This is a genomic window from Arthrobacter sp. zg-Y179 (assembly GCF_020907345.1).
Classification (GTDB): domain Bacteria; phylum Actinomycetota; class Actinomycetes; order Actinomycetales; family Micrococcaceae; genus Arthrobacter_B; species Arthrobacter_B jinronghuae.
Genome location: NZ_JAJJOB010000012.1, coordinates 41,749 through 60,131 on the forward strand (window position 1 = coordinate 41,749; position 18,383 = coordinate 60,131).

The following is an 18,383-nucleotide window of genomic DNA, read 5'->3' on the forward strand; positions in this document are numbered from 1 at the left end:
GGTCTCCTCTTCTAGGCCAGGAAGTCGATGGTTGATGCCGACGCGGGGAATCCCGGCCGGTAAGTGCGTGGGGCCGGGTCCGCCGGCATCCGCTCGGGATTGGCCGGCTTCTGCGTTGCAGAACCCGGTTCCGTTCCGTGCCCGCGGCGGTCAGCACCCTCGCCCGGGGCATCCTGGGCGGAGAGCGAAAGGTTGGCGTTCATGCCCGAGCCGGCAAGGTCCCGGCGCAGGTCCGTCATGAGGGTCCGCAGCGCTTCGCGGCCGGCCTCGGACGGAGCGAAGAGCTCGATCCGGACGCCTTCTGCGCCCACGTGGGCCCTGACGGTGACCGGTCCAAGGTTGTCCGGGGTGATGCTCAGCGTCATCGTGTGCTCCCCCTGCGCGGCCGTTGCAAGGGAAAACAGCGGCTGGGACACCTGCGGCAGCAGCGGGGTTGCTACGGGTGCGGCCGCCGGTGCCGCCGGCAGCACGGTCGCTCCGGAGACAGCCGCCTGGGGCTGCAGCGGGGACAGTGTCATAACCGGCCCGACGGCCGGGGTTTCCGCTGCGCCCGTGGAAACCGGTACGGCGGAAGCGGCAGTGTCGGCGGTTGGCGCGGAGGGCATTCCGGCGGCGAATGCCGCCGCGTTTGCGGTTCCTGCACCGGACACCGGCACGGAGCCGGGAACCGCTGTATTGCTTGGCGTCCCGATCGGCGTGTTCGACGCCGCTGCGGCGGCGCCCGTTGCCGCGGCGGCACCTGCTTGAGCTGTGCCTGCGGCGACGGCGTTCCCCGGCGCTGCTGCCGGGGCGGCCGTGGCTGCGGTGCCCGGCAAAGGACTTTCTCCGGGCACCGCGTTTGCCTCACCGGAGATGGGGACGGCGGACGCCTTCGGGACACCGGCACCTGCCGCGTTCCGCGGAACTGCTGTAGCTGCCGCCCCGGTAACGACGACGGCCGTGCCGGCAGCAGCGGCGGCCGTGAAACTGCCCGGGGTGGGGGCGGGGGCTGCGGCGGCCGTGCCCATCGCAGTCGATGTGGCATCCCCGGCTGGAACGCCGTCAACACCTGCCGCATCGTTGGATCCGCCACCGGTTGGGGCTGCTGCCGGGAGGGTGGCACCCGCAAAGCCGGCAAAAGCCGTTGCCGGCGAGGGAGCCAGGGGCTGCGCCGATGATCCGGGCACGGGCAGGACGGGTGCAGGCTGCAGCGGGGAAACCGCGGCGCCCTCGCCGGCCTGGGACGCGACGGCAGAGTCTGCAGGGGCTGTCGCGGCGGGTCGGTCGGCCTTTTGCTCCGACGCGGCAGCAGATTTTCCGGCATCGGGGCCGGAGTCGGGTCGGTTCGAGGCGGCTCGGTTCGAGGCCGCTCGGTTCGAGGCGGCAAGGGCATCCTCAAACGTGGACCCGAACTGGTCCGCACCAACGCCGGCGGGGGCGGACCCCAGGGCAGCGGTCCGGGGAGAGGCGGCGGGGGCGGCCGTGCGCGGCATGCCGGCGGAGACGCTCATGCTGCCGATCCCATCATGGCCGCCTGCGCAGCGCGGGCGGAAGCCACCAGGTCGGAAATTCCGGCGGCACTGGCAGCGCCGGCGCTACCAGCGGCACCGGCGGATTCCGTCGGCAGGATGCGGCGGATGGTGGTGAGGTTGGCATCGGTTTCCCACGCGTCGCGGATGGCGATGGTCTGGCCCGGCTGCGGCGCGTCCACTGCCTTTCCGTTGCCCAGGTAAATGGCAACGTGTCCGCCGTCGTGGCTGAAGAGCAGGTCCCCGGGCTGTGCGTCGGCCATGGAAGCAACCTCGGTCCCCGAGTTCATCTGGTCCCAAGTGACCCGCGGAAGGTTGAAGCCCAGATCCTTGTAGACGTTCTGCACGAAGGAAGAACAATCCAGGCCCTGCGCCGGATCGTTGCCGCCCCAGACGTAGGGCAGGCCAAGGTATTTCTGGACGGCGTCGAGCACCTTGCCGTGCGCGGCCGTGCCGCCGGAGGTGGCAGTGTCCGTGCCCACCGACGCCGCGGAAGTCAGCGAGGACAGGGTGGAAGCGAACTCCGCATCGGACCCGGCCGTCGAGGCCGTGGAAGTGGTGGCGGCCGCCTTTGCGGCTGTTGTTCCGGAGAGCTGGCTCAGCGTGCTTCGGATTTCGTCGATCCGCCCCAGGGCGTCCGTCATGCTCATTATTGGGCTTCCTTCTGCCGGCGGTGCCAGGCGGAGCCGGCGAGTTCGTCCAGGATGGTTTGTTCGGTGCGCAGGTCCTCGGCGGCTTCGGCCTCGGCGAACTTGCCTTCAAGCTTTTCCAGGCCCACGGAGCGGGCACGTGCGGAGGAAAATTCGGCGCGGGCCGCTTCCACTTCCGCTGCATGGCGCGTGCCCAGCGCGTTCAAATCGGCGAGCATGCTGCGCGAGGAGGCACGGGCGGCCGCAATCGCGTTCATGGTCGCCGCATCCACAGCATTGCTGTGCGAGGTTTCGAGGGCGTTGTAGGCCTCGGCACGGGCTTCGCGTGTTTCCCGCATACGGACGTTGGCCGCAGCGAGTTCGCCTGCCGCGCGGTCCTGCTGCAGCTGGCGCAGCCGAAGCAGGCCGGCAAGGGGGAAGGCTCGGGACATCAGGACACCCCCAGCATCCGGGTGAGAGTGTGCAGCTGCGCCCAAGCGGTCTCTGCCGGGGTCTGTTCGTCCATGCGCTGCTGCAGGAAGGCGTTGATGGCGTCCTGGTTGTCTACTGCCGCGTCCACCAGGGGATTGGATCCGCGTTGGTAGGCGCCGACGTCGAGCAGGTCCTGCGCAGCCTTCCGTGCAGCCATGACCCGGCGCAGCGTTGACGCAGCATCGCTGCGTTCGCGCGGGTTTACCCGGGAGGCAACGCGGGAAATGGAAGCAAGTGCGTCGATTGACGGGAAGTGGCCGGAGACGGCCAGCTTGCGGTCCAGGACCACGTGTCCGTCGAGGATGGAGCGCGCACTGTCGGCGATGGGCTCGTTGTGGTCATCGCCGTCCACGAGCACGGTGTACATACCGGTGACGGAACCGCGTTCGCCGGTGCCGGCGCGCTCGAGCAGCTGCGCGAGCAGGGAGAAGGTGGAGGGCGGGTAGCCGCGGGTGGCCGGCGGTTCGCCAACGGACAATCCGATTTCACGCTGGGCCATGGCCACGCGGGTCAGGGAATCCATCATCAGCATGACGTCGGCACCGCTGTCGCGGAAGGATTCGGCAATCCGGGTGGCCACAAACGCGGCACGCAGGCGCATAAGCGCCGGTTCGTCCGACGTCGAGACCACCACGATGGACCGTGCCAGGCCCTCGGCGCCCAGGTCGTCTTCGAGGAACTCGCGGACTTCACGGCCGCGCTCCCCTACCAGGGCGATCACGGACACTTCCGCATCGGTGCCGCGGGCAATCATGGACAGCAGCGAGGACTTGCCGACGCCGGAGCCTGCGAACAGGCCCATGCGCTGGCCGCGCCCCACGGTGGTGAGGGTGTCCATTGCACGGACGCCGAGCTGCAGCGGGGTATTGATCCGGGTGCGCAGCATGGCGGACGGGGTTTCGTGGTCCAGCCGGACAAAGGCCTCAACCTGCAGCGGACCTTTGCCGTCGATGGGGCGGCCAAGGCCGTCCAGCACCCGGCCGAACAGGCCGGTGCCGGTGGGGACCAGCAGCGGTGTGCCCTTGGAGCGTGCCGGAGTTCCGGCGGTCAGGCCGGTGAGCCGGCCGAAGGGCATGCAGCGGATGCCCTCGCGGGTGGCTGCCACCACTTCGGCGTCCACCTCGGACCCGGGATGTCCGATGGACACCAGCTCGCCCACGCCGCAGTCGAGCCCGGCGATTTCAATGCTCAGGCCCAGGACGGAGGACACCCGGCCAATGCGCTGCGGTGCGGCGGAGCGCAGGGCTGCCGTGAAACGGTCGGCGCGGGGGCGCCACGTGGTGGTGGTCATGAGTCCTCCCCCAGCAGTGCCCTGCGGGCACGCTCGACGGCGGAACTCAGCGAGGCGTCCAGGTAGCCGTCCGGGAACTCGGTGACGGCGTCGCCCCGCTGCAGGCCGGCGTCGCCCACGAACTCCACCCGGGCGCGGCGGAGCGTGTCTTCATCCAGGGATGCGAGGTCCACCGGATGCATGCGGACGCGCTGCACCAGGTCAGTGTCCACACCTTCCAAGGCCCGGGCCAGCGCCGAGCGGGCGGACGTGTCGCCGGAAGCGAGTTCCCGGCCCAGCAGCGCTTCGGCCAGATCGACTGCAGCGGCGGCCAGGGCGTCCTGGACGTCGGTGAGCAGGGCGACGGTGCGGCCTTCGAGGCTGAAGACGGCGGAATTAAGGGCGGAAAGGCTCCGGTTGATACGTTCCTGGCCGCGGCGCATTTCGTCGTCGTACTGCTCCCGCAGGGTACGCCGCAGCAGGTCGGTGTCCGCCGCAGCGGCCCGAAGGCCGGCGGCGTAGCCGGCTGCATGGCCGCGGGCTTCCACCTGGGCGTTGAGCTGTGCTTCGTCCGTGGCGCCGAGTGAGGTGTAGACCAGGCGGGAGAACGTCTGCTCGTCAGTAGACATATTCTTCCTCGTCCGCGTGGTGCACCTCGATGATGCCCTGGGCTTCCATTTCACGGATGGCCCGGACAATGTTGGCGCGTGCCTCTTCCACCTGCGAGAGGCGGGCGGGACCGGAAACCTTGATTTCGTCGTCGAGCAGTTCGCGGTTGCGTTCGGAGACGTTGGTGCGGATCGCGTCCAGCACCGCCTCGGAGGCGCCCTTCATGGCGAGGGCCAGGGTGCCGACGTCGATGCCGCGCAGCACCAGCTGCACGTCCCGGCGTTCGAGCTTGACCAGGTCGGCGAAGGTAAGCATCCGGGAGCGGACTTCTTCCGCCAACTCCGGATCGCGTTCTTCGAGCGCTTCGAGCAGTGCACGTTCGGTGACTGCGTCGGAGCGGTTGATGATGTCCACCAGAGGCTGCACGCCGCCGATGGCGTCGGTTGCCTCGCGGGCGGCGCCCAGCGCCGAGGCACGTGCCCGCAGCGTTTCGGCGACCACGCGCACGGCTTCCGGGGTGGCGCGGGCCATGGTGGCTATGGCCTGCGCGACGTCGGTGCGCAGCTCCGGGTTTAGGCCGGTCATTACTGCGGAGGCGCGCTGGGGACGCATGTGCGCCAGGACCAGGGCAATGGTCTGCGGCAGTTCACCGTCCAACAGTGAAATCACCTGGTTGGGCTCGGCGGTTTCGAGGAATTCGAAGGACTTGCCCGCCATCGATGAGGCCAGGCGTTCCATCACGCCGGAGGCGCGCTCCACACCGAAGGACGCTTCGAGCAGTCCCATGGCGACGTCGCGGCCGCCATGGGCGCGGCGGCGGCCCTCAATGGTCATCTCATAGAACTCGTTGATGGCGTCCTCGGCCACGGCAGAGTCAACCCGTCGAAGCCGGACAATCTCGGCCGCGATGGCCTGTGCCTCGGCCTCGGTGAACTGCTGCATAACCACCGCGGCCCGGGAGGTTTCCAGCTGCATCAAAATGATGGCAGCCTTCTGGGTGCCGGTCAGCTCGCCCGATCCCGGATTTTGCAGGGCGGCGCTCAGGGCAAGGGAGGACCCGTTCGCGGCGGCGGCAAAGGGCAGTCCGGCCGGGGCAGTGGCAACGTCGGTCATGCTCGGGTGTCCTCCATGAGGTTGCGCAGGTAGTCAGCGGTGCGTACCGGGTCCTGTGCTGCCAGGGCATCAAGTTCGGCCCGCTTGCGGTCCTGGTCCACGGCAGCAGCAACAATCTGCATGGAGGCGGTGTCCGTGGAGACGAGCGGCGCGGGTTCGCTCAGCATGGTGAGGCCCGCGGCCGGTGCCAGCGGATCCAGCTCCGGCAGTTCACCAATGTCGATGGCTTCCCGGTTCTGCCGGCGGGAGCGCATGGCGTAGGCGACCAGGGCCAGGATGACCAGCAGGACGATGCCGGCCACGATGATTCCCATCTGGAGCATCTGGGCGCGGCGTTCGGCTTCTTCTTCTGCCTGCGCGCCGGCCAGGGCGTCCTGCGCACTGGTGGCGCCGTCCGCGTTGAAGGAGACCATTTCGACCGTGATCTCGTCTCCGCGTTCGGCATTGATGCCGGCTGCGGTGGCGACCAGTGCTTCCAGGTCTGCCACGTTCAATCCGGCGGCCGCATTGGTATTCAGTGCCACGGAGATCGTCTGGCGGTTCAGGGAACCGGCCGGGATGTCCCGGGTTTCGGTCACCTTGTTCACCGCGTTGTTCTTGGTGCTCGTTTCGGAGCGGAAGGCGCCGTCGTCGCTTCCTCCGTTGGGCACGGCAATGTTGTCCGGGCCCAGGATGCCTGCGGCGCTGCCGTTGGCACCGCCGGTGTATTCCTCGGTGCTGGTGGCTTCATTCAGTGCCGGCGTGTCCTGCGGGGCGGTGAAGGATTCCTCCACCCGGTTGGCGGATTCATAATTCATGTCCGCGGCCACGGCTACCGTGGCGTTGCCGGGGCCCACTACGCGGTCCAGCATGGTCTGCACGGAAGCGGTGACCCGCTCCTCGTAATCGGTCGCCTGTTTGTCGGCCGAACCGGTAGTGCCGGTGCCGACCGCGGAAAGCACTGTGCCGGTGGCATCGATAACGGCCACGTCGGTGGACTGCATACCGTCAACCGAGGCTGAGGTCAGGTGCACAATGGCGGAGACCTGGTCCGAGCTGAGCGAGGTCCCGTTCTGCGTTTCCACGAACACGGAGGCGGTGGGATCGGCCTTTTCCGAGACAAACACGGTGTCTTCGGGGATGGCCAGCTGCACGGAGGCGTTCTTCACGCCGTCGATTGCACCTACGGTCTTGGCAATCTCGCCTTCCAGCGCCCGCTTGTAGGTTACCGACTGCTGGAACTCCGAGGAGGTGACTCCCATTTCATCCAGCAGCGAGTAGCCGCCGCTGGATTCGGACGGCAGGCCGGCACCGGCGGCCTTGAGCCGCTGGTCGTACACGTGTTCCTCCGGCACCATGATGGTGCCGCCGCCGTTGGCAACCTCGTAGGGAACACCGTCTGTCTTGAGCTGTTCCACGATGCTGTTGGCGTCCGTGGCCTCGAGGCCGGAGAACAGCGGGGTGTAGGCCGGCTTGGTCAGCCAGGAGGCAAGCAGCGCAATGCCGAGGGCCACCACGGCAATACCGATAATGGCGATGGTTTTCTGCGCCAGGGTGAACTGGCCTACCGTCTTGCCCAGCCGGCCGGTCATCGCGCTCATGGGTCCGGGCATCAGGCCTGCATCCGCATGATCTCGTTGAACGCGTCAACGCCCTTATTCCGCACTCCGGCGACAAGTTCCAGGGTGACGGAGGCCCGGGTGGACGCGATGGTGGCTGCATGGATGTCATCCAGGTCGCCGGTCACGGCCTGCACGGCGAGTGTCTTGGACGTGGCCTGCAGTTCAGTGACGTTGTCCACGGCTCCGGTGAGCTGCGTGGCAAAGGAGGAACCGTCGGTGGAGACGGCAGGCTTTACGGCTTCCACGTATCCCGTCGGCGTGGTGCTGCTGACTGCGGCGATGGCGGGAACGGGCATTAGGAGCGTCCAATCTGCAGTGCTGCTTCGTATGTGCTCTTGGCACGGTCAACCACGGCGGCATTTGCTTCGTAGCCGCGCTGGGCAAGGATCAGGTTGCCCATTTGTTCCGACAGGTCAATGTCCGGGTAACGGACATAGCCCTCGGCGTCGGCGAGGGCGTGGTCCGGCTGGTAGACCATCCGGCCTTCGGCGTCGCCGTACTCCACGCCTGTGACGTGGACTCCGGTGCCTTCCCGGCCTTCCTGGGCGACGACGTAGCGGGCCTGGAAAGCAGCACCGTCGGTGCTGGAGACATTGTTGGCGTTGGCCAGGTTGTCGGAAACTGCGTCCAGCCACTTGCGGTGCGTGGTCAGTCCGGTTGCGGCAATGCCGATGGCATCGAAAGTCATTAGTTGGTCCTCAATGCCGTGCGGAGGGAATTGGCTTCTCCGCCAACGGCTTGGGTGGCGAACTGGTAGCGCAGCACAGTGTCGATATTGGACAGTGTTTCGGTGTCCAGGTTGACGTTGCTGCCGTCCAGGCGGGTGGGTTCAAGAGAACGCGAGGTGGTGGCGGCGACTGCTCCATTGCCGGCTTTTACCGACTTAGCGAGGGCGTCCTCGAAAGAAACGCGCTGGGCCTGGTAGCCGGGGGTATTCACATTCGCAATATTGTTTGCGATGGTCCGCTGACGAAGGGCAAGACCGTCCAGGGCGCTTTGCAGCGCAATGGAGGAGACGGAATCGAACACAGTGAAACCCAGTTCTCGCTAAAGGGACAGTGCGGCCGATCCGTGGCCTCTTTCATGAGCTATCCGTGCTCATTAATGGTTATCGGCCGAATTAACGAGTATGTAAGCGGTAATCACGTAATTTTTTTGGTTTTTTGCAGGTATGCGGTATAGAAAAACTAAGCAGTCTTCCGATTTCTCTGCTTTTAGCCGTCAACTTCGAGATAAACGGCCGACGCCGCCGGGCCGGGCACACTGCGAATCAGCAGGGACTGCTTCCGGTTGGTCCGCGACTCACTGCGCAGCTGGGCGTATGCCCGGGTCTGCGCCTTGGACAGCATCCGGGCACGGGTAACGAGCTCCTCGGGGAGCGGTCCGAGGTCCGCCGGAGGTTCCCAGTCGGCCGCCACTTCGCGGGCCTGTTCCGTGAGGGACTGTCCTTCGAGGAAGGACTCCAGGTTGTCTTCGAGCTGCGTGAGGACGAATTCCCAGAGCGCGATGTTGGCCAGTTCCTCGGGGCCGCGGTAGGGTTCTGCCGATTCAGCCGACACCGAGAACCCCTCCCGGTGTACCGGCGGCTGCGGGCGTTGCGCCGGCGACGGGGAGCTGGGCCGCTGCTTCATGCCAGGCCTGGCGGATCGGTTCGAGCAGGTCGATGCATTCCCGGGTCAGCTTTGCGTCCCGGCCGATGTTCGCGTTCATCAGGGTGGAAAGCGAGTACGTGTACAGGGCGTGCAGGTTTTCCCCGCCCTCCCACACGTCCGTCTTCAGCGTGCCCATCAGCTCTGTGATGATGGCCTGGGCATGGAGCAGGTTCTCCGAGGCCACCGGCCACTCGGCGTTCTGCTGCGCGGTTTCGGCCCGGGCAAGGTCCAGCAGCAACCGGTCGTAGAGCATGGTCAGGAGCCGGGCAGGCGAGGCCGAGAGCACGGCATTGCGTGCATATTCGGCCCGTTTGGCTGCCATTGAGTAGTTCACGGTCACTTCTTACTGGAGGAGGCGGTGAGGGAGTCGATCTGGCCGGTGAGCCAGTCCATCTGGCTGTTGAGCGAGCCCAGCTTGACTTCAAGGTTGGTCCAGACGAGCTTCAGCGTGGATTCCCGTGACGCCAGCCGGCGGTCCCACTCCTCGACCTGGCTGTTGAGGGACCGGACCGTGGATTCCTGGCTCTGGATCCGCTTGGTAATGGAGCCGTCGTACTTATCCGAGGCTGTTTTACCTGCGGCCTCAACGCGGCCGGCAATTGCCTGCAGCGAAGCCTGCGTCTTTTCCGGATCCGCGGCGAGGGCCGTGGCGAACTTCTCGGCGTCAAATTCCACGGTGCCGAACTTAGTGAGGGTAATACCGATGTCCGACGTCGAGCGTCCGTCCAGCGAGCCCGTTGCGGCGCCCATAATGGCCTGCTTCAGGGAACGGGTGGCCGAGTCGCCCGTAAACACTCCCCCAACGGTCTTGGTGACGCCGTCGGAGGTATCAATCGAGACGGCAGAGTTGCGGTCAATGTAGCCGAAGACGTCTGTCAGGCCGGCCACCAGAGAGGCTGCGACGTCGGAGATCGCCTTGGTGTCCCGGCTGACGGCTACGGTGACGGGATCAACGGAGACGGCGGACACGGTGATGTCCACTCCGGGCATGAGATCCGCGAAGGTGTTGGTGGCGGAGGTGATCTTCGTTTCGGCACCGGCCACACCCGCCCAGAGGGTGACTTCGGCGTCGGCTCCGGCGCGGATGGCACCCAGATCCGTGCCGTTCTGGGAGACGGTAAAGGCTCCGGCCGAGCCCGTGGCGGAGGCACTGAACTGCATGCGGTACTGGGCGACGCCGTCCACGCTGCCGGCGGCGATTTTGACGGCGGTGACGCCCAGGTTGGCCTTGTTGACGGTGCTGATGACTTCATCCAGGCTCTTGCCTGCCGTGTCCAGCTCGGTGATGGTTCCATTGGCGGAGATGGAGAGCGCGTCGCCGTTGGGCCACGCGGCCATGGCACCGGAAAGGGAAACCTGCGCGGTGGCCAGCTTATTGACGGTGATATCCAGCGATCCAGCGGCGGCCCCGTCCTTGACGGCTGCGGTTACGGTGGTGGACCCGGTAACGGCGGCGTAGCGGTCCGTGCCGCCGGCTTTGGCGATCTTGCCGGCCGCCTCGGTCAGGGAAGCGATCTTGGTGTTGAGGTTCTGCAGCGCCGTGACGAACAGCTTGTTGGACTCGACCTTTTGCTTGAGCATCGCCTGCGGACGCGCTTCGATCTTCATCAGGTCCGCGATCATGGCTGTGGTGTCGATGCCGCTGATCAGCCCGTCAATGCCTAGCGCCATGAGAATGCTCCTTGAGAAGTCCTGCTGGAAGGTCCTGCCGGTGAAGCCGGTGACAAACAGAAGGCAGGGAATGGGCTGGCGGCGGGAAGCGTGAGGTCCAAGTCATGTTTCCCCGCCGCCAGCGGCCATTCACCTGCCGGTTCTGCGGTTACTGCTGATGAATCTGGTCAGTCGCTGCTACTACTGCAGGAGCGACATAACGCCGGAGTTCATCTGGTTGGCCTGGGCCAGCATCGCGGTGGCGGCCTGGGAGAGGATCTGGGACTTGGTGAAGTTACCCATTTCCGCTGCCATGTCCGTGTCGCGGATGCGGGAGTTGGCCGAGGAGAGGTTCTCCACGGACACCGCGATGGAGCGTGCGGTGGATTCCAGGCGGTTCTGCTGAGCACCAAGGTCGGCACGGGCGCCCGAGACGGCAACGATATTCTCGTCCAGGGTCTCGATTGCTGCCGAAGAGGCTGCCTGGTCAACTGCAGTGTCGCCAGTGGCGATCTTGATATCGGTTACAGCTTTAGCCACTGCCTCAATATCTGTCAGCGTGATGGAGATCTCATTGCTGCTGACCGCCGCAGGAGTAGTGTCGCCGGGAGCAGCAGCCGCAGTACCGTCTGCACCGACCTGGATCTTCAGCGCGGCTCCGGAGGCTTCCGTCGTGAGAAGCTGGATGCCGTTGAAGTTGGTGCTCTTGGCGATACGCCCGAGTTCTTCACCCAGGGCCGTGATTTCCTTCTGGATGGCCCCGCGCGATTCTGCATTGTTCGTATCGTTGGCGCCCTGGACGGTCAGGTCGCGAACGCGGTTGAGGATGTTGTGGACCTCGGTCAGGGCGCCTTCAGCGGTCTGGATGAGGCTGATGCCGTCCTGGGCGTTGCGGCCGGCCTGCGTCAGACCGGAAACCTGGTTCTTCAGGCCTTCGGAGATAGCCAGGCCTGCAGCGTCGTCAGCCGCACGGTTGATGCGCATACCGCTGGAGAGGCGCTCCACCGACTTGGCCTGGTTCGTCTGGTTCAGGTTCAGGTTACGCATGGCGTTGAGCGATGAAACGTTGGTGTTGATTGTGAAACCCATGATGTATTCCTCCGTGAGTGGGCTGTACTAACAGGCCCTTCCGTGGGCCTGCAACCATAGCTATCGGCGGAGCACCGACGGGTGTTAGAAGTTCTGGAAAAGAATTTGAAAAAGTTTTAGTCCCGGCGCAGAAACCTAGGACGCCGCCGGATTAAAAGTCGCCGGACGGCCCGGAACCCCGGTAAGCCCGGGAACAAAGGCCTGCGCACCGGGAAAGGCCGGGGCGAGATGGTGCCGGGTGATGCCTCCGGCGGTGCGTTCCCCCACTGAGGTGAGATAGGCGTTGCGGCGTGCCGGCGCAATCCGGGACTGGAGTTCCGGTGCGGCAGCGGCATCGGAGTAATGCGTGCCCAGGCCGTCACGGAGGAGGCGGACCGCTTCGGCTCGCTGCTGGGACACTGCCGAGTGGGTGCTGCCGAGCTCTTCGGCAATTTCCTTGACCGTGCGGTCGTGGAAGTAAATCTCTTCCACTACATACCGCATCTTCTCCGGCAGGGCTGCGACGGCAGCATGCAGGTACTTCAGGCGTTCGGAAGCCAGGAGGGAACCCTCGGGCGACGGCATGTCTGCGATCAGGAAATCCGTCACGGATTCGTCCAGGCTGGACACCGTGCGGGAAGCATCCGATAGCGCATCTTCGGCCACCGTGCGGTCCACGCCCAAGGCGGAAGCAATCTCATCCACGTTGGGGGTGCGGCCCAGGGCGCCGGTGAGGGTTTCCTTGACCGAAAGGGTTTCCTTGATTCGGCGGCGGGCCGAACGCGTGGCCCAGTCATTGGAACGCATTTCATCCGCAAAGGCGCCGACAATGCGGCGGCGGGCATAAGCTCCGAAGGGAACACCCAGCTCCGGATCGAACGAGTCTGCAGACGTTATAAGGGCAATGGATCCAGCCGAGGCCAGATCGTCACGCGACAGGTGCGTGGCCTTGGCACAGACTTCGGATACGAGATAACCAACCAATGGCAGATTTTCCACAACCATTGCATTACGTTCGGCGCGATTCAATTTGGACCCCCAAGCCCTTGTTCCCCAACTGTCCCCCAATACTGCGACCAGTTGCGCGCCTGCTTGGTGGTCAGTGGCTGAGTCCGCTGGTGGATCCACGCTGAAGCGCTTTAGCTGAAACATACCACTTACATTGAAGATGAACCGGCCGATAGTGTTTTGTGGCGGACGTATTGGAATGCGGACGCCAAATCCAAGACTTTTGCCGCAGGTTGGGGCCTGAAATCAGACGTCTTATTCCGTTTTAGAGACATTCAGTGCACCACCTAGGAGATGAGCCAAGCATGGGTACCCAGAAACTCTCGGCACTTCTTTGGGAAGAGCGTGAGTTGTTGGAACTTCTTGTGTTCAAGCTCGAAGAAGAACAACTGCTGCTTACTTCCGGGAAAACCAAATGGCTGACGCACGCCACGCGCGAGGTTGAACAGGTCCTCGAGCGCCTCCGGGGTGCAGACCTGGGCAGGGCCGTTGCCGTTGCCGGCCTGGCCACCGAATGGGGCACCTCCGAAAACGCCACGCTGCGTGAACTGGTTGCGGCTGCCCCTCCGGGGCCATGGACGGAAATCTTCAACGCGCACCTGCAGGCCATGACCGAGCTGACCGTGAAGATCCGCGAGCTGCGCGATATCAACGAACAGTTCCTGCGTACTGCGGCACGCTCGGCCCAGGAAACCCTGGCGGGGCTAAGCCCGGAAGCGAATACCTACACGGCGTCCGGCACCTCGGCCGTCCCCACCTCAGCCGCCCGGCTGGTTGACCAGAGCATTTAAGGTTAAGGACTCCTAGAGAATGAGCACCTTCAGCGGCCTGAACACCGCGTACACGGGCCTCACCGCCGCCCGCAAGGGCCTCGACGTCGTCGGCCAGAACGTGGCGAACGCGAACGTGGCCGGCTACACGCGGCAGCGCCTGAATACTTCCGCGGTTCCCTCCCTCGCCCCCGCCGGCCGCTTCGCCGCCCCTACAGGTGTGGGCCAGGGCGTTTCGGTGGATTCCATTGCCCGGCTGGGCAGCCAGCAGCTGGACACCAGGGTACGCAGCACCGCAGCCGTCGCCGGGTATTCCGCCGTCCGCGCCAACGCGCTGATCGAGCTGGAGGACGGGTTCAGGGAGCCGGGTAAGAACGGGCTCTCCACGGCACTGCAGAACTTTTCCGCGGCCTGGGACGGCCTTTCCCATAATCCGTCTGACAACACTGCCGCTGCAGTGCTGCTCAGCGCGGCCAGCAGCGCCGCAGGGCAGATCGCCAGCGGCTACAACGCGGTCCGGGACCAGTGGAACAGCACCCGCAGCGGGCTCAATGACATGGTCACGGAGCTGAATTCCAGCGCAAAGCAGCTGGCCAGCCTTAACGGCGCCATCCGTTCCACGCTTGCCTCCGGCTCGTCGGCGAACGAGCTCGTTGACCAGCGCAACGCCCTGGCCACCACCATCGCCGCGCTTAGCGGCGGCACGGTGCGGGAGTCCTCCGACGGCATGGTGGATGTCCTCATCGACGGGAATGCACTGGTCTCCGGCACGAATGCCCGTTCCCTCCAGGTCACCGGCGGAAAGACCATGGACGATGCGCAGGAGCCCGTGGTCGGCTGGACTGACCGGCCCGGCTCGGCAGGCATTGGCAAGGGCGAAATTGCCGGCGCCTCTTCGCTCCTTGCCTCGGCCGGCAACGGCGGGGTCTTTGCCCAGGCCGCGGCTTCCTACAACGAGGTTGCCGCCTCACTGGCTTCCAGCGTCAACGAACTGCACCGACAAGGCGCAACCACAGCCGGAAAAACCGGCGAAGATTTCTTCAGCGTGGGCACCCCTGCCGCAACCACCCTGGCGGCCTTGCCGACCGATGCCTCCGGCATTGCCTCGGGCCGGCCGGGCTCGGGAACACTTGACGGCGGTATCGCCGACCAGATTGCCCAGCTGGGTTCCAAGGCCGGGTCCGCGGATAAGGTCTGGAGCGCCTTCGTCACGGCCACCGCATCGCAGAGCCGCGCCGAACTGCAGCAGGCCACGCTGGCCGACGTCGCGTCCTCCTCCGCGGTGGATCTTCAGCTTTCCAACGCCTCGGTGGACCTGGACGAAGAAAACGTGAACCTGCTGATGTACCAGCACGCCTACCAGGGTGCCTCCCGCGTCATGAGCGCAATTGACGAAATGCTTGACACCCTCATTAACCGCACCGGAATTGTTGGAAGGTAACCCGTGATCAGCCGCACCACGAACCAGACTATGGCCCGCACGGCCCAGCAGAACCTGCAGGTCAGCATGTCCCGGATGGCCAAGCTGCAGGAGCAGGTCGCCTCCTCCGCCGCCATCGCCCGCCCCTCCGACGACCCCACGGGGACGGCCAATGCGCTGAAGGTAAGGTCGGAAATCCGGGCCAACGTGCAGTACACGTCCAACGTGAGCGACGCCGAGGGCTGGCTTACCGTCACCGACAATGCGCTGACCAACACCACTGACATCCTGCGGCGGGTGAAGGACCTCACGCTCAATGCTGCCAACGGCACGCTTTCGCCGACCGACCGCAAGGCCATCGCCACCGAACTCTCCGGACTGAAGACGGACCTGCTGCGCGAGGCGAACACCACCCACCTTGGCCGCACGGTGTTTGCAGGCACCTCGGACACAGGCAAGGCGTTCACCGAAGCGGCCGGTTCCTACACTTACAGCGGCAGCGGAACCCCTACCACCCGCCGGTTGGACAGCAGCACCCAGATGCGCGTGGACACGGACGGTGAAGCCGTTTTCGGCAAGGGCGACAACTCGGTCTTTCGGATGATGGACAACCTCGTCGCAGACCTTGAAGCGAACAACGACGTCAGCGGCTACCTGCCGAAGGTTGACGCGGCGGCCAACACCGTCCTGATGGAACACTCCGCACTCGGCGTCCGGCACGCGGCCACACTCAATGCCAAGGACAACCTGGCCGAAAAGTCCATCAGTCTGGAAACCCGCCGCTCCGGGATCGAGGACCTGGACACGGCCAAGGTCATCCTGGACATGAAGCTGCAGGAAGTCGCCTACCAGTCGGCCCTCGCCGTGACGGCCAAGGCACTGCAGCCGACCCTCATGGACTTCCTGCGATGAGCACCGGCCTGACGTTCCTGACTCCTCCCCCGGGGCTCGCTCCGGAGGTGCACTTCGATCTCAAGGAGATCGAAGGTGCCGCCGGCCTGTTCGCCATGACCGCGGCCGGCAGCACCGACGGCGCCAGCAGGCGCCTCTATGTGCTGGACGCCTCCGTCTATCTTCCGGACTACCACCCCGAAATCACCGACGAACAGCGTCACCAGCTGGAGCTGGTGACTCCCGAGGACGCAGCCGTGCTCGTGGTGGCTAATCCGACGGCCGACGGGACCACCGTGAACCTGCTGGCGCCGATCGTGGTCAACCTGTCCACGGGCAGCTGCGCCCAGGTGATCCTTGAAGACCAGGACTGGCCGGTCCGCGCTCCCCTGGAGCCGGTCGCCGCGTAGGTCTCCAACGCAAAAGGCGCACGTTCCGCGGAACGTGCGCCTTTTGTACTTAACCCGAAGGCTTAGGCGAAGTCGGCCGTGGCCGGATCCGCGCCGTAGCGGGTGCCGTTGTCGAGCGCGTTGATGGCCTCGATGTCTTCGTCACTCAGCTTGAGGTTCAGGGCTTCCCAGTTTTCCCGGATGCGGGATTCCGTGACGGACTTGGGGATCACAATGCTGCCCAGGGCCAGGTGCCAGGCGATAACAACCTGGGCCGGGGTGGCGCCGTCGTACTTCGCGGCGATCTCAACGAGCTTGGGATCCTCGAGCAGGCCCTTGCCGGAGCCCAGCGGGGACCAGGACTCGTGCAGGATGTTGTGCTCGGCCTCGAAGGCACGCAGGTCCGCCTGGTTCAGGTACGGGTGGGTTTCCACCTGGTTCAGGACCGGGACAACGCCGGTGGCGTCGATGATTTCCTGCAGTGCTTCCTTGGTGAAGTTGCAGACGCCGATGGACTTCACGCGGCCCTGCTTCTGCAGCTCAACCAACGCCTTCCAGGTGTCCACGTACTTGTTCTGCTTCGGCTGCAGCCAGTGGATCAGGTACAGGTCCAGGGTTTCCAAGCCGAGGCGCTCCATGGAGGCGTCGAAAGCCTTGAGGGTTTCTTCGTAGCCCTGGTCCGCGTTCCACACCTTCGTGGTGATGAACATGTCCTCGCGGGGGACGGAGGTGGCGGCGATGGCGCGGCCGACGCCGGCTTCGTTGCCGTAGATCTTGGCCGTGTCGATGTGGCGGTAGCCAACCTCGAATGCCTGTCCCACTACCTTTTCGGCAACCTCGTCCTCAACCTGCCACACGCCGTAGCCGAGCTGGGGGATGGTGTTGCCGTCATTGAAAGTCAGTACCGGTGATGTAGTCATCCCCTCATCCTTGCCCTGATGCCGGGCAGGACAAAGCGGATAAGCTCACCGCGAAAACCCAACGTAATGTATTCCCGGTTTTCCAAGTTTCTTTTGCGGGGTTTTGCCGGTATTTCGGGAAAGCCGATTCCTACTTCCGGGAAATCCCGGATTCCCGGGCGCTGAGCAGCGCCCGTTCGGCTTCAACCACGTCCTCCTGGACCAGTTCCGCGCGGCGCCGCACATTGTCCAAACCGGCGGACGCGATCCCCCACCGCTCCCCTTCGAGCCGTGACATGGCGGCGGCTTCGGCAGCGGCGGCCAGGGAATTTCCGCTGCGGGACAGCGCCCGGTGCACTGCGGTCAACGCTCCGGGAATGTTCTGTCCCGTACTGGGCAGGTGCAATTGGGCAGAGGCACACACCTCCCGGACGCGCGGCAGCAAACCGGCGAGGTCATTGGCCACGGTCACCAGCTCGTTGTAGATGGCGTCATCCTCCACGCCCTCGAGCATCTGGTAATAGCGGTCCAGGCCCCGCGTAAAGCGGTCGTGCGCACGCCGCCAGACGCCCTTGCCGAGCTCCGCGTCATCTTTCCGCCCCTGCCGGGCGGCTGCAAAAAGTGCCATCAATGTCCTACAAGTACTGGCCGGGGCCCGATTGCGGTTCCTGCCGCGGGCTGCCCGTCCCCTGGGAAGCTCGGTGCGGTTCCCCATCGTCTCCGATAACAACGCCCGGCGCCAGTATGGTCCCGGGCGGCAGCTGCCGCAGCTGCAGGCGCCCGGCCGCATGGCTGGCAGTCTGCTGCGCCGCGATGGCCGTCTGGATGCCGCGGAACAACCCTTCGAGCCATCCCACCATCTGGGCCTGCGCAATCCTCAGCTCGGCATCGGTAGGGGTGGAATCATCCAGGAACGGCAGGTTGATCCGGTGCAGCTCGTTCACGAGTTCCGGGGCCAGCCCGTCCTCGAGTTCCTTCAGGGAGCGGGAATGGATCTCCGCCAGCCGGTTGCGCGCCGCATCATCCAGCGGAGCGTTGCGCACTTCGTCCAGCAGCTGCTTGATCATGGTGCCGATCCGCATCACCTTTGCCGGCTCATCCACCAGTTCGTTGAGCTTCGCCGGCCCTGCCTTGCCCTTGGCGTGTCCGGACACCTCATGGCTGTCCCCGGAGTGGTCCATCGCTCCGGCGTCAGCGGCGGGCGCACCAGTGTGCCCACCGGCGGGTGCCGTACCGTCGTCGGCGGGCGTCTGTTCTGACTTCTGCCCAGTCCCCGGAGCCGCCTCGTGGCGCTCGGAGGGTCCGTTCTGATCGGTCATGGCATTAATGCTCTCACGGTTGGCGGCGGTTGCCCCGCGGGCGGGCGGTTTTCAGGTTCCGTCCTCCGGTTTTGGCGTTCCCTTTAGTTAAGCAG

General features: G+C 65.3%; 22 protein-coding genes. 4 read left to right on the forward strand and 18 right to left on the reverse strand.

The window, feature by feature from the left end; translation table 11 throughout:
• Positions 1 to 11: 11 nt before the first annotated feature.
• The 15 genes from LOC56_RS14100 to LOC56_RS14170 all read right to left on the reverse strand — a co-directional run bounded on the left by LOC56_RS14100 (position 12) and on the right by LOC56_RS14170 (position 12,597).
• Complete coding sequence (locus LOC56_RS14100; protein WP_229952914.1) at positions 12 to 1,490, reverse strand: flagellar hook-length control protein FliK; 1,479 nt, start codon at positions 1,488 to 1,490, stop codon at positions 12 to 14.
• Positions 1,487 to 2,158 (reverse strand): C40 family peptidase, encoded by a 672-nt coding sequence (locus LOC56_RS14105; RefSeq protein WP_229952915.1) that lies wholly within the window; start codon positions 2,156 to 2,158, stop codon positions 1,487 to 1,489. Before LOC56_RS14105 ends, LOC56_RS14100 begins: the two co-directional genes overlap by 4 nt.
• The gene (locus LOC56_RS14110; RefSeq protein ID WP_229952916.1) at positions 2,158 to 2,589 is read right to left on the reverse strand and encodes a flagellar FliJ family protein; all 432 of its coding nucleotides are present in this window, start codon (positions 2,587 to 2,589) and stop codon (positions 2,158 to 2,160) included. The genes LOC56_RS14105 and LOC56_RS14110 overlap by 1 nt, the downstream gene beginning before the upstream one ends.
• Positions 2,589 to 3,920, reverse strand: coding sequence for a FliI/YscN family ATPase (locus LOC56_RS14115; RefSeq protein WP_229952917.1), 1,332 nt, complete (start codon positions 3,918 to 3,920; stop codon positions 2,589 to 2,591). Before LOC56_RS14115 ends, LOC56_RS14110 begins: the two co-directional genes overlap by 1 nt.
• Positions 3,917 to 4,528: a FliH/SctL family protein gene (locus tag LOC56_RS14120; protein ID WP_229952918.1), complete on the reverse strand. Its 612-nt coding sequence runs from the start codon at positions 4,526 to 4,528 to the stop codon at positions 3,917 to 3,919. The genes LOC56_RS14115 and LOC56_RS14120 overlap by 4 nt, the downstream gene beginning before the upstream one ends.
• The gene (gene fliG / locus LOC56_RS14125) at positions 4,518 to 5,621 is read right to left on the reverse strand and encodes a flagellar motor switch protein FliG (protein WP_269438000.1); all 1,104 of its coding nucleotides are present in this window, start codon (positions 5,619 to 5,621) and stop codon (positions 4,518 to 4,520) included. The genes LOC56_RS14120 and fliG overlap by 11 nt, the downstream gene beginning before the upstream one ends.
• Positions 5,618 to 7,201: a flagellar basal-body MS-ring/collar protein FliF gene (gene fliF, locus LOC56_RS14130; RefSeq protein ID WP_331460955.1), complete on the reverse strand. Its 1,584-nt coding sequence runs from the start codon at positions 7,199 to 7,201 to the stop codon at positions 5,618 to 5,620. Before fliF ends, fliG begins: the two co-directional genes overlap by 4 nt.
• 11 nt (positions 7,202 to 7,212) lie before the next feature.
• A complete protein-coding gene (gene fliE / locus LOC56_RS14135) occupies positions 7,213 to 7,518 on the reverse strand; it encodes a flagellar hook-basal body complex protein FliE (RefSeq protein WP_229952920.1) in 306 nt (101 codons plus the stop codon).
• Positions 7,518 to 7,910: a flagellar basal body rod protein FlgC gene (flgC, locus tag LOC56_RS14140; protein WP_229952921.1), complete on the reverse strand. Its 393-nt coding sequence runs from the start codon at positions 7,908 to 7,910 to the stop codon at positions 7,518 to 7,520. Before flgC ends, fliE begins: the two co-directional genes overlap by 1 nt.
• Positions 7,910 to 8,251, reverse strand: a complete 342-nt coding sequence (locus LOC56_RS14145; protein WP_229952922.1) for a flagellar basal body rod protein FlgB — start codon at positions 8,249 to 8,251, stop codon at positions 7,910 to 7,912. Before LOC56_RS14145 ends, flgC begins: the two co-directional genes overlap by 1 nt.
• Before the next feature lie 185 nt (positions 8,252 to 8,436).
• A complete protein-coding gene (locus LOC56_RS14150) occupies positions 8,437 to 8,781 on the reverse strand; it encodes a hypothetical protein (RefSeq protein WP_229952923.1) in 345 nt (114 codons plus the stop codon).
• On the reverse strand, positions 8,771 to 9,208 hold the full coding sequence (fliS, locus tag LOC56_RS14155) for a flagellar export chaperone FliS (RefSeq protein WP_229952924.1): 438 nt from the start codon (positions 9,206 to 9,208) through the stop codon (positions 8,771 to 8,773). Before fliS ends, LOC56_RS14150 begins: the two co-directional genes overlap by 11 nt.
• 2 nt (positions 9,209 to 9,210) lie before the next feature.
• On the reverse strand, positions 9,211 to 10,545 hold the full coding sequence (fliD, locus tag LOC56_RS14160; protein WP_229952925.1) for a flagellar filament capping protein FliD: 1,335 nt from the start codon (positions 10,543 to 10,545) through the stop codon (positions 9,211 to 9,213).
• 180 nt (positions 10,546 to 10,725) lie between these two features.
• Positions 10,726 to 11,613, reverse strand: a complete 888-nt coding sequence (locus LOC56_RS14165; protein WP_229952926.1) for a flagellin N-terminal helical domain-containing protein — start codon at positions 11,611 to 11,613, stop codon at positions 10,726 to 10,728.
• Between the two features lie 135 nt (positions 11,614 to 11,748).
• Positions 11,749 to 12,597, reverse strand: coding sequence for a sigma-70 family RNA polymerase sigma factor (locus LOC56_RS14170; RefSeq protein ID WP_229952927.1), 849 nt, complete (start codon positions 12,595 to 12,597; stop codon positions 11,749 to 11,751).
• A gap of 308 nt (positions 12,598 to 12,905) precedes the next feature.
• Between LOC56_RS14170 and LOC56_RS14175 the strand changes: the two genes are divergently transcribed.
• Genes LOC56_RS14175 through LOC56_RS14190 form a run of 4 tightly spaced genes read left to right on the forward strand, consistent with a single transcriptional unit; the run spans position 12,906 to position 16,091 of the window.
• On the forward strand, positions 12,906 to 13,391 hold the full coding sequence (locus tag LOC56_RS14175; RefSeq protein WP_229952928.1) for a flagellar protein FlgN: 486 nt from the start codon (positions 12,906 to 12,908) through the stop codon (positions 13,389 to 13,391).
• A 19-nt stretch (positions 13,392 to 13,410) separates the two neighbouring features.
• Positions 13,411 to 14,811 (forward strand): flagellar hook-associated protein FlgK, encoded by a 1,401-nt coding sequence (gene flgK / locus LOC56_RS14180; protein ID WP_229952929.1) that lies wholly within the window; start codon positions 13,411 to 13,413, stop codon positions 14,809 to 14,811.
• Positions 14,812 to 14,814: 3 nt separating this feature from the next.
• Positions 14,815 to 15,702 carry a flagellar hook-associated protein FlgL gene (gene flgL, locus LOC56_RS16325; RefSeq protein WP_229952930.1) on the forward strand — a complete coding sequence of 296 codons (888 nt, stop codon included), beginning with the start codon at positions 14,815 to 14,817 and terminating at the stop codon, positions 15,700 to 15,702.
• A complete protein-coding gene (locus LOC56_RS14190) occupies positions 15,699 to 16,091 on the forward strand; it encodes a flagellar assembly protein FliW (protein WP_229952931.1) in 393 nt (130 codons plus the stop codon). The genes flgL and LOC56_RS14190 overlap by 4 nt, the downstream gene beginning before the upstream one ends.
• Positions 16,092 to 16,153: 62 nt before the next feature.
• Here LOC56_RS14190 and LOC56_RS14195 read toward each other — a convergent pair whose 3' ends face one another.
• From LOC56_RS14195 to LOC56_RS14205, 3 genes are all read right to left on the reverse strand, one after another.
• Positions 16,154 to 16,990: an aldo/keto reductase gene (locus LOC56_RS14195; protein ID WP_227929397.1), complete on the reverse strand. Its 837-nt coding sequence runs from the start codon at positions 16,988 to 16,990 to the stop codon at positions 16,154 to 16,156.
• A 130-nt stretch (positions 16,991 to 17,120) separates the two neighbouring features.
• Positions 17,121 to 17,597 carry a hypothetical protein gene (locus LOC56_RS14200; protein ID WP_229952932.1) on the reverse strand — a complete coding sequence of 159 codons (477 nt, stop codon included), beginning with the start codon at positions 17,595 to 17,597 and terminating at the stop codon, positions 17,121 to 17,123.
• Between the two features lie 7 nt (positions 17,598 to 17,604).
• On the reverse strand, positions 17,605 to 18,288 hold the full coding sequence (locus tag LOC56_RS14205; protein ID WP_269438001.1) for a bacterial proteasome activator family protein: 684 nt from the start codon (positions 18,286 to 18,288) through the stop codon (positions 17,605 to 17,607).
• Between the last annotated feature and the right edge of the window lie 95 nt (positions 18,289 to 18,383).